This window comes from Flavobacterium sp. 2, assembly GCF_049949195.1.
Taxonomy (GTDB): domain Bacteria; phylum Bacteroidota; class Bacteroidia; order Flavobacteriales; family Flavobacteriaceae; genus Flavobacterium.
This window is the reverse complement of record NZ_CP188206.1, coordinates 2,747,889-2,762,487: the sequence shown is the minus strand read 5'-3', so window position 1 is coordinate 2,762,487 and position 14,599 is coordinate 2,747,889. Positions and strand designations below refer to the sequence as shown.

General features: G+C 31.5%; 6 protein-coding genes. 2 read left to right on the top strand and 4 right to left on the bottom strand.

The window, feature by feature from the left end; all coding sequences use genetic code 11:
- The first annotated feature begins 1 nt into the window (after position 1).
- Positions 2-1,645, top strand: a complete 1,644-nt coding sequence (locus ACNFIH_RS11805) for a hypothetical protein (protein WP_426483302.1) — start codon at positions 2-4, stop codon at positions 1,643-1,645.
- A gap of 70 nt (positions 1,646-1,715) precedes the next feature.
- Here the strand turns inward: ACNFIH_RS11805 and ACNFIH_RS11800 are convergent, their stop codons facing one another.
- The 4 genes from ACNFIH_RS11800 to ACNFIH_RS11785 form a co-directional block, all read right to left on the bottom strand.
- Positions 1,716-2,735, bottom strand: a complete 1,020-nt coding sequence (locus tag ACNFIH_RS11800; RefSeq protein ID WP_426483301.1) for a DUF481 domain-containing protein — start codon at positions 2,733-2,735, stop codon at positions 1,716-1,718.
- Between the two features lie 145 nt (positions 2,736-2,880).
- Entirely contained in the window at positions 2,881-3,576 is a 696-nt protein-coding gene (locus ACNFIH_RS11795) for a hypothetical protein (RefSeq protein ID WP_426483300.1), read from the bottom strand.
- Between the two features lie 2 nt (positions 3,577-3,578).
- Positions 3,579-6,818: a T9SS type A sorting domain-containing protein gene (locus tag ACNFIH_RS11790; RefSeq protein ID WP_426483299.1), complete on the bottom strand. Its 3,240-nt coding sequence runs from the start codon at positions 6,816-6,818 to the stop codon at positions 3,579-3,581.
- A gap of 164 nt (positions 6,819-6,982) precedes the next feature.
- The gene (locus tag ACNFIH_RS11785) at positions 6,983-12,649 is read right to left on the bottom strand and encodes a leucine-rich repeat domain-containing protein (RefSeq protein ID WP_426483298.1); all 5,667 of its coding nucleotides are present in this window, start codon (positions 12,647-12,649) and stop codon (positions 6,983-6,985) included.
- A 290-nt stretch (positions 12,650-12,939) separates the two neighbouring features.
- On the opposite strand from ACNFIH_RS11785, the gene ACNFIH_RS11780 reads away from it, so the two are divergent.
- Positions 12,940-14,574: a S8 family peptidase gene (locus ACNFIH_RS11780; RefSeq protein WP_426483297.1), complete on the top strand. Its 1,635-nt coding sequence runs from the start codon at positions 12,940-12,942 to the stop codon at positions 14,572-14,574.
- The last annotated feature ends 25 nt before the right edge of the window (positions 14,575-14,599 follow it).

The following is a 14,599-nucleotide window of genomic DNA, read 5'->3' as shown; positions in this document are numbered from 1 at the left end:
TATGAAAAAAATTACACAAGTTGTTTTGTTGTTAATGCTTACAGGTATCAATCAAATTGTTAGTGGTCAATCTACTGGCTGGTTTGGTAAAGCTACTATAAGTAACCCATTAAATTTAAGAGGTCCTGTACCTCCAACAAATCCTGAATACGGAAATTACAAATCATATGAAATGATTTTGAATCTTGCACCAGGTTTGGAAAGTAGTATGAATAACAAAAAAGCGCCATACTCTTCAGAGAAGTTTTATGAAGCTTTTTCGATTTCGGGTTTGAAAAAACAAAAAGAAGGTGAGTTTAAAGTAAAATATAATTTGACTCGTTTTGAACTTGTAAACGATGAAGAATATGTACAGACTTACTACCAAAAAGCACCGGCTTATTATATTGGTTTAGAGTCTAATTTGGAAATTACAGATAAAGCTGGAAAAGTAATCTATAAAAGATATACAACTCCTAAAGTTTGTATGTATGTTACAAACCCAACAGAGACTTATGAGAATTTGACGTATAAAATCTTGACTGACAATTTCTACAGTATGATTGAAGAATTTGAAGGTTTCTATTTGTATGGACCAAAAATTACAAAGCTGAGATATTCTGATATTGAGAAAAAGAAAAAATCAAAATCAACATTTAATATTGAAGAATACAATCAGTCACTTCAAGTAATGCCAACTCTAGTTGATGTAGACAGAGAAAACTGGGCAGATTTGTTTGGAGAAGCTCAAAAATTCTGGAAAGACCTTGTGAATTTTCAAGATAAAGATGATGAAGATTTAGCAAAACAAATTAGATTTAGTGCTAACTACAACTTGGCGGCAACTTATATTCTTTTAGGAAATGTTGAAGAAGCTTCAAAATATTTACCTGGAGTAAAAGAAAATGAAAAAAGCTTTTTGGGTATGAGAAATGATTATCCATACATGTCAACTTTAGTTGAGGATATTGAAAAATACAAAAAACTTACTGAAAAGACATTTACTATCGAGGCAATTCCTCAAGAACCAGTTTTGGCATCATACAAAAAAGCGCCAACAGCGTTTAGATATGCAGAATTTCCAGGTGAAGTTTTAGATACAGATTCTAAAGTTTGGAAAGGTAAAGTTAGAATTATCAGTGATTACCCAGAGTTGGTAGATTTGAGAACAGAACAAACAGTATCTGGCTTGAGATCGATGATGGATGGTATTGGTTCTGAAAAAAGTAGTGTTTATATCTATGTTGAAGGACAGAAAAAACCAGAAAGAACTAACTTGAAGAAAGTAGTTAATATCAAAGATGAAGAAGGAAGAATGTACATTGTAGGTAAAACAGGAAGAGGAGTTTCTTTGGTTTCATTTGACATGAACAAGCAAGAAACAAGCTCAAAAAGATATTCAATGTTTGAAGAAGTTAAAAAAGGAGGAAAAGTTTCTTTATATCATGAGTTCTTCCCACAAGATGCTTATGTTTTGAAAAAACATGTTCAGGAAGAATTTTTTATTCCGCCAGTTTTCTTAGGAAGAAGAAAAGCATTAAAAGAATATTTCTCTGATTGTCCAAAAATGATCGAGAACATCGAAAAAGGAGTTTACGATCACGAAAACAAAGAGACTTACATCAAAATGTTTGATGATTATACTGCATTGTGCGGTAACTCATAATTTACTTTTTAATTACAATTGAAGAAAGAGCTGTCAGTTTTTGACAGCTCTTTCTTTTTGTGTTTAAGTTTTAGTTTAATTTCCATCCAAAGGTGGTCTGGAAAACATAATCATCTTTTGATGCTCCTGGTTTTGGTTTATTGTCGTAGTTATAAACAAACGAAAGCTTGATGAAAAAATCCAATGGCAGATCATATTTTGTGTCTAAAGAAAAATCGGTACGGACCCTTTTGCTTTCGGTAATGCTTGGAAAAACAGTTGCTTTTGTCTGAATGCTGAAATCGCCAATATCGTACAGATTAAAATCGGTTCCAATGAAAAGCTCTAAACTTTTATTGGGTTCGCTTGTATCTTTAAATTTTTCATGGTTAAAGGATAATCCTGAGGCAACTCCCCAATATTTTTTATTGCTGTGTATAAGAAATTTTCCATATCCTGCTTTAGATATGACACGCAAATCGATGTCCTGTTCGGTATTAGATAAAGTAGTAATCGATAATGGAATGAAATAATCTTTCGGGAGCAAATGAACATAGCTTAATTCAGAATCAATTCTTCGAATTGGGTCGCTGTCATCTTGAATCGATTGCAGATGTTTGTACATTGCCGTGCCGTACCATCTTTTGGACGTGTAGCCTAAGTTTACGTTTGCCGTTAATTGCTGTAAGTTTTGCGCTTTAGTCAATTTTATTCCTACATCAAAACTGGCGTCAAGTCTGTCCCAGAAACTTTCGTCAACGGGTTTTATATATACAATATCGGCAAGGTCGATTATGGATTTAGTCTGTGTTTCGACATTTGTAATTTCGCATTTATAAGGAGCATTGGTTTTTGTAATTTTTCCATTTAAGAGAACTCCATTGATCAAATTGATAATATGAATTCTTTCTGAGCCAATGCTTTTTACATGTTTCCACTCCAGTTTAAAATCATCTTTGCTATAATCGGTTTCAATTTGAACAACGCCTTTGTTCATTATTTTTATTTCGCCAACAAGAATATCATTGTTTTTTAATACTAATGTATCAGAGGTCTGCGCACTGGTTTTGAAGAAAAATAAAAGAAAAAATAAAAGTATGATTTTCTTCATATCGGTTTTTATTTCTTTGGTTGTCAGCTTGTAAGATTAAAGTTAGAAATAAAAATGCAATGTGATGCGCTATTATAAAAAAATCCCATTTTCAACTGAATGAAAACGGGATCTTTTAGGTTAATTAAATTGTGGTTAAAAAATGTTAATTGGCTTTAAATTTCCAAACCTGACCAACAGTTTCGCCTCCTTTATTGTCTTTTACAACAACTTTCCAGAAATATTGTTTTCCAGATTCAATTGTGGTATCAAATGTCTTTTCAGATTTGTTTTCAGCAATTTTAGCTGTTGGCGGATTTGCTGTTCCAAAATAAACATCATAAGTTAAAGCATCTGCGGTATCAACGTCAGAAGCATTCCATTTTAAAGAAACAGTTCCTGCATTTAAAGCAGAATTTAAAACTGGAGCAACCAATTCTGGAGCAAATGGAAGATGATTTACAACCGCATCGCCAGCAGTATAAAACTTAAAAACAGACGAATAAGCACTTGTCAGGCCTTTGCTGTCTATTGCTTTTATTCTCCAGTAAAATGCTGTGTTTTTGTCTAATGCAATTGAGGCAGTATTATCTGCTCCATCAAATGTTTTAACGATTTGTGTAAAAGCATTGTCTTTTGCAACTTGAATTTGATAAGTTATTGCATCTTTATTCTCATCCGTAGAGTTATTCCATGAAAACGAAACCGTGTTTTCTAAACATAATTTATTGTCAACCGGAGAAGTTAATACAGGTACACTTGGCGCTACGTTTTCTGTAGGTGTTGGATTTGGATCATCTGAACCTCCTCCACAAGAAATAAATAAAGCACTGATTATTGATAGATATATAAAATTCTTCATTTTTATTTTTTTATAATTTTAACGTATTCCGGAGTTTCAAGATGGATTTTTGCCGCATAAATTCCAGATGGAAGATTAGCAAGATTTAGATATGCGCTTCCGTTTTCTGTATTATAAGTTCCTCTAGAAACTACTTGTCCTCCAAAGTTGAAAATTTCGATTACAGTTTCTGATTTGCTGTTTGGGATTTCAATTTCAACATCACCAGAAGTTGGGTTTGGATACGCAGAAAGCATTGTTCCTAATTCTGAAGAAGAAACTTTTTTGGCAAAAATACCTTCGCAGGCTTTTGAAGTTGCAACTTCGACTAATCCAGCCTGATCTAATTCTAAACTGAAATTAGAATCAGTTGTTTGAAATTGAGCTTCACCATTAACAAATACAGTAAATGGAGCTGTTCCTTCAGTAATTTCAACTTCTACTTTTTTAGAAGCGATAGTTGATTTTCCTGCTATAGTTGCCGCTTTTGGAATTACAATATTAAAAGTCTGCTCATAAGTTTCTCCTGTAACGGCAATAATTACAGTATAAGTTCCCGGAGCAAGGTTTGTGATTTGTAAACTGTTATTTACAAATGTTTTTGAAGTTCCGTTTACGGTTGCTGTATATGGTAATTGGGCAGTTGCAGTAACAGTGATTTGTCCATTGTTTTCTCCAGTACAAGTTTCTCCTTTAGATTCGATAGCGAAATTTTTTGGACCTAAGCTAAATTCACATTCTGTATTATAATTTGCAAATTGATCCTTAAAATTAGACCAGTTTGCATTAGAATAGGCAACATCATCAACTAATATGCAAGTCAAATTAGGATTGCCTCCAAATAAACTGGAACTCTGATTTGTCATTTTTGTGTTTCCACCGTTTTTTAAATTTAACTTCATCAAATTGTTACCAGTACAAAGAACCTGAAGCAAATTAGGATTATTAGACAAATCTAATGTAGTAAGCTTATTATAAGGACAATAAATACGTTCTAACGCAGTGTTTTTAGAAACATCTAAAGAGGTTAGTTCATTAGACCAAACATTTAGAAATTTCAAATTTGTTTTTTGAGATACGTCAATAGTTTTGATTTGATTATAAGAACAGTCTAATGTCGTCAAAGCCGGGTATTTAGAAAGATCTAAACTAGTTAGCTTGTTTGTGTTGCAATACAGACTTTCTAAAAGTGGATTTGCAGAGAAATCCACTTTAGTTAATCCATTTCCATTTACCGAAATATGTTTTAATTTTATGTTTTTAGAAACATCAAGATTAACTATTTTTTCATTCGAGGCCAAGCTCAGTCTTTCTAATTCCAGATTTTTAGAAAGATCTATAGTTGTCAGCAAACCTTGTTGTGATGAATAGGAGCCTTCTTTGTTTGATCCTTCAGCATATAATTCTGTAAGAGCTAGATTTTTTGATACATCTAATGTCGTTAATCTATTAAGAGAGCAAGTAAGGCTTTTTAGTTCTAGATTTTTTGATACATCTAATGTCGTTAAATTATTGTAATAAACATTTAAGTCTGTTAAAGCTAAATTTTTAGAAACATCTAAACTGGCAAGTTTGTTAGAATTACAATTTAATTTTTTCAATTTTAAATTTTTAGAAACATCAATGCTAGTTAAGACACCATTTCCGTTATTCGGTAACGTTAATTCTTCAAGAGCAGCAAAATCCTGAAGTCCGGTTAAATCCTCAATTTTTAAATTAGTATAGTAGTCGCTTAGATTCAAAATTGTAATTGAAGCGATTCTTTTAGTTAACACTTTTCCATCTTCAACAGCGTCAATTCCTTTTTTGATTAAAGTTCTTTCAAAGTTTATATCAGGAATAAGTGTGTAAGCAGGAGCAGCACATTCTGTAGTCGAAAAATCAGCAGAAGATTCTTTACTAGCAGACCAGTTAGTATTCGAATACGCAACATCATCAACAAGTATACAGGTTAGAGATGGGTTTGGTGTCAGAATTAAATCACTTGCTTTTATAAGTGTGTTTTTTCCATTTTTTAGATTTACCTGGCTAAGATTGCTATTGTTATTTGCTTCAAGTCTTGTCAATTCTGGGTTTTTAGATACGTCTAAAGCGCTCAGGTTGTTGTATTCACATTCAAGTATTCTTAATTTTGGATTTCCTGATAAATCTAAACTTGTCAACTTGTTTGAAAAACATCTAAAAGTATTAAGGTTTGTGTTTTTAGAAACATCAAGACTTGTAATCTGATTTTGAAAACATTCAAAAGAAAGCAAATCAGGATTTTTTGATGTATCGACAGTTTGAAGTTTATTAGATGAACAAACTAAGACAGTAAGTTTTGTATTTTTTGAAACATCTAGCGTTGTCAGTGCATTTTGGCTACATTGTAAGTTTGTAAGATTGATGTTTGCAGAAAGATCCAAAACGGTCAGATCGTTTGAATAACAACCTAATTCGTACAACAAAACGTTTTTAGAAACATCAAGGGTTTTTATTGGGTTCCATGAGGTTCTCAATTGTTTTAAAGCTGTGTTTTTAGACACATCTATAGAGCCAAGTTTGTTGTTTGTAACATCTAAATAAGTTAAAGCTTTAAAATCCTGAATACCTGTTAGATCAGTAATTGAACTATTGGTAATTGATAATGTAGCAAGAGTAGCAACTTTAGAGGTTAATACTTTTCCATCAGTTGCGCCAGAGTCAATTCCTAAAGCAATAAGTTTTTTCTCAAAATTTACATCCGGAATTAATGTATATTGTACAGGAACTTCATTAATATCTACCATAGAGATATTGTCTACCAAAATCTCAGAATTAAGAGAACCAGTAGTCCAGATATCAACTTCAACATTTTCAGAAACAGTTGGAGTATAATCAAATTCAATTTTTCTCCATTCTGTAGTCGAAAAAGTAACATCTGATTTTTTGATTATTTCTTCTTTGAAAGTTCCGGGTTTATGATATAAACTGAAATCAATAGAAGAGAAAGTTCCTTTTGCCAGTTTATGATATAAAGTCACCTTGTAGGTTTTTCCAGCCACTACAGGGAAATATTCACTATTGATGTAGTTGAATGTTCCACTGGCAACCATCATGTTGGTACTTGACGAGCCATTTTGGGCAACTGAACTTTGCGAAACAAATCCGCTAAAATAACGATACCAATTGTCTGGCTGCGATGACGAAGTCCAGGTTTCAAAATTCCCGTTTGGAACTAAGTTGGTTTGGGCATAAATTGAAAAATTTGCTAAAAACAGCAACAAGAGTAGTTTTGTTTTCATAGAGTAAATTTAAATTTGGTCGTGCAAGAATAGTTTAATTAAGCCGGGATTCCTTACGGGAAAGCGTAATGGCATCATTTTTTAATGGAAAAAATTGCGATAAAAAAAATGTCCCATTTTCAATTTTAAGAAAATGGGACATTTTAATTATTGTTTTGAATTTATTATTCAACTACAATTTTCTTTGCCGAAGCAGCATCTTGATTAATCAAGTATAAATAGTAAATACCTTTTGGCAATCCAGATAAATCGATTTGATTATTAAGATCTGACACATTTAAAGTAAACGATCTTACTAATTGACCGGCTGAATTATAAACCGTTACTTTTTCTACAGCAACATTTAGAATGTTAACTTCGCCTTTAGTTGGGTTTGGATAAATTGCAGCTTTGTCAAAAACTGAATCTTCAAGGCCTAAAGATTTACATGTTGAAGAATAAGTTGCCGTTTGATCTTTGATTCCAGCCCAATTAGCGTTTGAAAATTCAACATCATCTACCTGAATACAGCTAAGTTTTAAATTGTTTAGGAAACTTGTATAGATAGGAGTTGCTGTTTTTTTGCCTGTTTTAGTTGGTAAAACAAAGTTTTTATTATTTCCGTTTTTAACGTTCAGCGATACTAAAGGATTAAACTCAACAAAAATAAGCTCTAGTAGAGGATTATGAGAAATATCTAAAGTTGTTAACTGATTATTGCTCACGTTCAATCTTTTCAATAATGGATTTCCACTTAAATCCAATGTTGTCAATTTAGCGTTATTGAAATATAGATTTTCCAGTTTAGGATTTGATGTAACATCAAGTTGTGAAATATTGGTATAAATACAATTCAAATCTTTTAAATTTGGCAAGTTTGATACGTTTAATGATGTCAGATTATTTTGACCGCAATAAATTATTTCTAATTCAGGATTTGCAGAAAAATCAATGCTTGTCAATAAATTTTGATCAGCAATTACGTAATGAACTTTTTTATTCTGAGATAAATCAATTGATGAAATTTGATTGTTACTGAATGCAAGATTGAACAATTCAGTATTTGCAGAAATATCTAAACTCGTCAATTTATTATTGTTCAGCGAAAGTTTTGTTAGCAACGTATTTTTGCTGACATCAATTGAAGTCAAATTGTTATTATCGCAATCTAAATAAGTCAAGGCTGTAAAATATTCCAGACCAGATAAATCGGTAATATTAGAATTTGATAAATCCAAAGATGTAATCTTGCTAATATCGGCTGTGGCAATTTTTCCGTTAAGACCATCTTTGTCAATTCCTAAATCAATTAATTTTTGTTCAAAATTAGTGTCAACAAGTGTTGTGTAAGATGTACAATCTACGTTGTAATTTGCCGTATTGTCTTTGAAACTTGTCCAGTTTTGGTTTGAATAAGTTTGATCATCAACTTGGATACAACTTAAATCTAAATTTTTAGTAAAGTTAGAATTGTTCGTAAAGTTTTTATTGTTCCCATTTTTAAGGTTAAGAGAAACTAATTTATTGCTACTACAATCAAGAGAAGTCAAACTTTTGTTTTGCGAAATATCCAGCGCTGATAATTGGTTTGCGCTGCAATTAAGAGTTTGTAAACTTGTGAAACCTTTAATTCCTGTTAAGTCTTTGATGTTGCTAGCCAAGACATTTAAAGAAGTTACACTTGAAATACTACTATTTAAAACAGTTCCGTTTTTACCATCGTTGTCTATTTTTAAAGCAATTAATTTGTCTTCAAAAGCTGGATCTGGTATTGCAGTTACGGCAGCGCAGTCTACAGTTGAGTATGATGCTGTAGCATCCTTGAAACCAGACCATTTTTCATTAGAATAAATGGCATTGTCAACCACAATACACGTTAGTAAAGGGGTTTTTGTGAAGTTAATGACATAAGGTTCCAATTGTATTGAGCCATTGTTTCCATTTTTTAAATTTACATTGGTCAACAACGGATTATCTGAACAACGAAAATTAGTAAGAGATGTGTTTTTAGAAACATCTATTTTTGTTATTTGGTTTGCTTCACAGTTAAACAAGATTAATGATTTATTTTTTGAAACATCAATATCTGTTATTTGATTTGATGAACAAGTAAAATATTGCAAATTAAGATTCTTTGAAACATCTATGGCTTTTAAGCTATTATTCGATATGATTACGTATTCAAGAGCGACATTTTTGGAAAGATCGATAGTTGTTAAATTATTATAATTGGCAACAAGATATTTTAATGCCAAATTTTTTGAAACATCTAAACGTGTCAATTTATTTGACATTACATTTAATGAATCTAAAGCCTTAAAATTCTCGATTCCTGTAAGATCAGAAATATTGCTAAAGTAAAGATTCATATCTTTTACAGTAGAAATATTCGATGTTAAAACTTTTCCATCTGTTGCGCCTGAATCTAAGCCAAGAGAAATTAATTTTTGTTCAAAATTAACATCAGGAATTAAGGTGTATGTAGGTAAACAGTCTGTCGAAAATGAGGCTGTAGCATCTTTTGAACTTGACCAATTGTTGTCAGCATACTTAATATCGTCTACAAGTATACATTTTAGGTTTAAATTATTAGTTAAATCTAAACTTGATCTTTGGCCGGGAATTAAAGTGTTATTTCCATTTTTTAAATTAACACTTTCGAGTTGATTATCATTTATGTATACAACTTCTAATTTATTGTTTTGAGATAAATCCAGGTTTGTTAATTGATTTGCAGAAGCGTTTAAATATTTTAGTTGCTTATTATTAGTAAGATTTAATTCTGTGAGTTTGTTATTGCTAATCCCCAAATCTGAAAGACTTATGTTTTGAGATAAATCAATTGAACTTATTTGATTTTTTTGGCTGATAAGCATGCGAAGTTTAATATTCTTAGAAATATCCAGAGTTGTTATATTATTATCATCAAGCCACAAAGTTTCAAGCATGAGATTTTTGCTCAAATCAACAGAGCTTACTTTATTAGAGCTGAATATAAGGTATTGTAATTCTGTAAAATCTTCAATTCCTGTCAAATCTGTAATATCACTTTTTTCAACATTAAGAAATGTTAAAGTTGAAATTTTTGATTTTAAAACTTGGCCATCAGGATTTCCTGTATCAATTCCTAAATCAATTAGTTTCTTTTCAAAATTTGAATCTGGAATTTTAACAAATTCAGGAGTGCAATCAAGGCTATATTTTGCTGTTGCATCTTTTAAGTTTGACCAATTTGTGTTTGAATAAGTCATGTCATCAACAAGAATACAAGTTAAATTTGGGTTCTTGTTGAAATTTGTATACTTACGATCTAAAATAGTATTGTTTCCGTTTTTTAGATTCAATGAAATTAATTTATTTAGATCGACCTGTAAACGAGTTATTTTTGTGTTTTTAGAAATATCAACGCTTGTTAACAAATTAGAATAACAATAGAAAATACTCAATTCGGTATTTTTTGAAACATCAATACTTGTCAAAGAATTATCAGCAACACTTAAGTTTACAAGCGATGTGTTTTTGGAAACATCTAATGCTGCCAATTTATTTGTATCAGCATAAAAGGTATACAATTTTGTATTTTTAGAAATATCAAGAGTAGCGATTTTGTTAAAAGAACAATCCATTGACCCTAAATTGATATTCTTTGTAACATCAAGGCTTGTTAAATTGTTTCTGAAACAATAAAAATCTGATAAATTAATATTATTTGAAACATCTAATGAAGTCAATAAGTTATCCTGACAACTTAAAATATTTATGCTTGGGGAGTTTTTTATGTCTAAACTTGTTAATTTATTAGAAGCGCATTGAAGTGAAGCCAGTGCAGTCTGTTTAGATAAATCTAAAGAAGTTAACAGGTTATTGTAAACCGCTAAATTAATTACCTTAAGATTTTTAGATAGATCTAATGAAGTTAATTGATTATAATCAACATATAGATCAGTTAAATTAATATTTTGACTGACATCTAAGGTAGTTAATTCATTTTTACCCACGTTTATACCAGTTAATAAGACGTTTGTCTGAAGATTTAGATTCTGCAGTTTGTTTTCGCGTAAGTTTATCGAAGTCAACTTTTTATTCGAAGAAAGATTCACTGTTGTTAATTGATTCTTACTTGCGTTTAGTACTGATAAATCTCTAAATTCTTCAATTCCTGTTAAGTCAGTGATGGAAGAACTGGTAATGCTTAAGCTGGTTAAAGAAGAAATACTTGTGGTTAAAACTTTTCCGTCCGGAGCTCCCGAATCGATTCCCAAACTAATTAATTTATTTTCGAAATTAATGTCAGGAATCAATGTAACAGCATTACAATCTGTTGTAAGACTTGCTGTGTTGTCTTTTGTAATACTCCAGTTTTTGGTAGCATAATCTACATCGGTAACCAGAATGCATGTCAGTTTATTGTAAATACAATTTAAAGTCTTTAATGCATTATTTTTGGTAAGATCTAAACTAGTTAACTCATTGCGATCGCAAGCCAATGAAGTTAAATTTACATTAGCAGACAAATTTAAATTTGTGAATTTATTGGTAGAAATCCATAAAGAATTTAAGGCTATATTTTTAGATACATCAATTGTTGTTATTTGATTTCCATTTAAATACAAGTTTTTTAATGCTAAATTACTTGATACATTCAAATTCGTCAATTTATTGTTGTAAAGCCATAAAGTAGTTAGTGCTAAATTTTTAGAGATATCAAAAGTTGTCAATTCATTGTATGAAAAATACAAATCTGTTAAATCTAAATTATTGGATATATCAAGAGAGGTTATTTTATTCTGACCAGCTCTCAAATTAGTTAATTTTGTATTCTTTGAAAGATTTAAAGAAGTAAGCTGATTATCAGAACAATCTAAACTCTTTAAAGAAATAAAATCCTGAATTCCTGTCAAATCAGCAATTGAACTACTATATATATCTAGGGTAGTCAATGAGGAAATATTTGAAGTCAGCACTTTTCCATTGATACCATCTCTGTCAATTCCAAGTGCATATAGTTTTTTCTCAAAATTAACGTCTGGAATTAAAGTAAATGCATTACAGTCTGTGCTAAAACTCGCCTCCGGATCTTTTACCTGAGACCACATTCTATTAGCATCTTCTACATTATCTACCAGGATGCATTCCATATAGTTGCCATAAAAGGTTGCATAGGAAGCATTCGGATTAAATAAATAGTTTGCCCCGTTTTTTATATTCAGATAGGTTAACAAATTTGTGTTCGCAGTCATCACACTAAGTTTATTGTTTTTACTTAGATCCAGACTTTTTATCAAATTGTTACTAGCCCATAAACGATCTAGCTTTACATTAGAGGATACATCTAGACTTTTAAGACTATTATAAGAACAATTCAGGCCGTCCAGCAGTAACTGTTTAGAAACATCTATACCTGTAAGCTGATTGTGGTTACAATCGATAGACTTAAGTGCTGTATTATTAGAAAGATCAAGCGCTACTAATTTATTATTTTGACATTGAAGAGTAATTAAAAATGGATTATTAGACAGATTCAATGTTGTTAGCAAATTATTGCTGCAGTCTAAAACGGTTAATTTAGGGCTTTTAGATACATTTAATTGAGTTAGTCGATTGTTGGCACAATACAAATAATCTAAGGCAATAAAATCTTCAATTCCTGTAAGATCAGTAATCGAACTGTTTCCGACATTCAGAGATGTCAAAGAAGACACTTTAGACGTCAGAATCTGACCATCTGGAGTACCGGAATCGATTCCAAGACTTATCAGTTTGTTTTCGAAATTAACATCAGGAATTGCAGTATACTGTGCATAAATAGAAAAGTTAGCCAATAAAAGCAACAAAAGTAGTTTTGTTTTCATAGAATAGATTTAGACATAAGGTCGCGCAATAATAACTAATTCTAGCGGAGATTCCTTACGGAAAACCGTAACGATACTGTTTGCTCAAATTTTAAAAAAAATTAAAGAATAAAAGTCTTAGATTTTTATAAGAATATTTTTAAGTATTTGATTTAAAGAGCCTTTTGTTAGCTTTCTGTTTCCTTAAAGTAAATTTAAATAATCATAAGACAGTGTTAATCGTTAGTTTTTTGTAACAAAAAGTCCTAATTTAGGCCCAACTTTTAACTTTGACATTAAATTAAGATTACATGAGTCACATAATACCACTTAAATTATCTGCTTTTGCTTTAATGGTTTTGGCAGGTTGCGGAACAACTTTGCAAGCACAATCTTCTGCTTCTAAAGAGTTTATAAAAGCACCTTTGGCTGTTGTTAAAAAAGCACCGGTTACTGAAAATGAACTGAAAAGATGGAGTCATCTTGATTTGGTAAAAGATTCTATTCCGGGAATGAGTGTTGACAGAGCTTATGCCGAGTTATTGCAAGGTAGAACAGGTCAAAAAGTGATTGTAGGGATTGTAGATTCTGGTATCGATATCGAGCACGAAGATTTGAAAGGAATGATCTGGACAAATCCAAAAGAAATTCCAGGAAATGGAATCGACGATGATAAAAACGGATTTATCGATGATGTTCACGGTTGGAATTTCCTAGGAAATGCTGTTCACGAAAATCTTGAACTGACGCGTATTGTCAAAAAAGGTGATGATGGTTCTGCACAATATAAAGCGGCTTTGGCTCAATATAATGAGAAATATGAAGAAGCTTTAAAGAATAAGCAACAAGTAGATTTCTTATTGGAGGTTCATAAAACCATTCAAAAAGAGCTTAATAAAAAAACATATAAAATTGAGGATTTAAGCACTTTAACTTCTACAGATCCAAAAGTAGCGCGATCTAAAATGGTTATGACTCAGATTTTTTCAAATGCAGGCCCAACTTTTGATCCAGAGGTTGATTTTGAAGAATATAGAGAGCAAGTTTATGATGAATTGGATTATAATTTAAACAAAGAATACGACGGAAGAAAAGTTGTAGGCGATAACCCAGATGATATTAAAAACAATCATTACGGAAATAATGTTGTTTTTGGCCCAGATAAAGAAAAAGCACTTCACGGAACTCACGTTGCCGGAATTATTGCACAAGTTCGCGGGAATAATTTAGGCGGAGACGGTGTAGCAAATAATGTTGAAATCTTAACTGTAAGAGCAGTTCCTGATGGAGATGAATACGATAAAGATATTGCATTGGCAATTCGTTATGCAGTTGATAACGGAGCAAAAGTAATCAACGGAAGTTTTGGAAAAAGCTATTCTCCGCACAAAGACTGGGTTTACGATGCATTAAGCTATGCAGCAAAAAAAGATGTTTTAATTGTGCACGCAGCAGGTAATGACGGTTATAATATTGATGAAACTAAAAACATCAATTATCCAAATGATTCTAAAGACAACGTAAAAGAGTTTACAAACAACGTTATTACAATTGGCGCAATTAATAAACAATACGGTGAAAATGTAGTGGCAGGATTCTCGAATTTCGGAAAAATAAATGTCGATGTTTTTGCTCCGGGTGAAGAAATTTATGCAACAGTTCCTAATAATAAATATAAATATTTGCAAGGAACTTCAATGGCGGCTCCAAATGTAGCTGGAGTTGCGGCTTTGATCCGTTCGTATTATCCAAATCTTAAAGCGGTTCAGGTAAAACAAATTTTAATGGATTCTGGAGTAGCGCTTCCTTCAAAGGTAGTTTTGGGTGAAGGTGAAAATCCAGGTGAAAATCCAGCTGCGGTTTCTTCGGCAGAATCTTCAAAAACAGCAAAAATGGTAAATGCTTATAATGCTTTGCTAATGGCTGAAAAAATGTCAAAAAAATAATCAAGTAAAATATACTAATCCGGTG

Coding starts and splice junctions, on each gene's coding strand:
- ACNFIH_RS11805 (WP_426483302.1), top strand. CDS start 2: ATGAAAAAAATTACACAAGTTGTTTTGTTGTTAATGCTTACAGGTATC.
- ACNFIH_RS11800 (WP_426483301.1), bottom strand. CDS start 2,735: ATGAAGAAAATCATACTTTTATTTTTTCTTTTATTTTTCTTCAAAACC.
- ACNFIH_RS11795 (WP_426483300.1), bottom strand. CDS start 3,576: ATGAAGAATTTTATATATCTATCAATAATCAGTGCTTTATTTATTTCT.
- ACNFIH_RS11790 (WP_426483299.1), bottom strand. CDS start 6,818: ATGAAAACAAAACTACTCTTGTTGCTGTTTTTAGCAAATTTTTCAATT.
- ACNFIH_RS11785 (WP_426483298.1), bottom strand. CDS start 12,649: ATGAAAACAAAACTACTTTTGTTGCTTTTATTGGCTAACTTTTCTATT.
- ACNFIH_RS11780 (WP_426483297.1), top strand. CDS start 12,940: ATGAGTCACATAATACCACTTAAATTATCTGCTTTTGCTTTAATGGTT.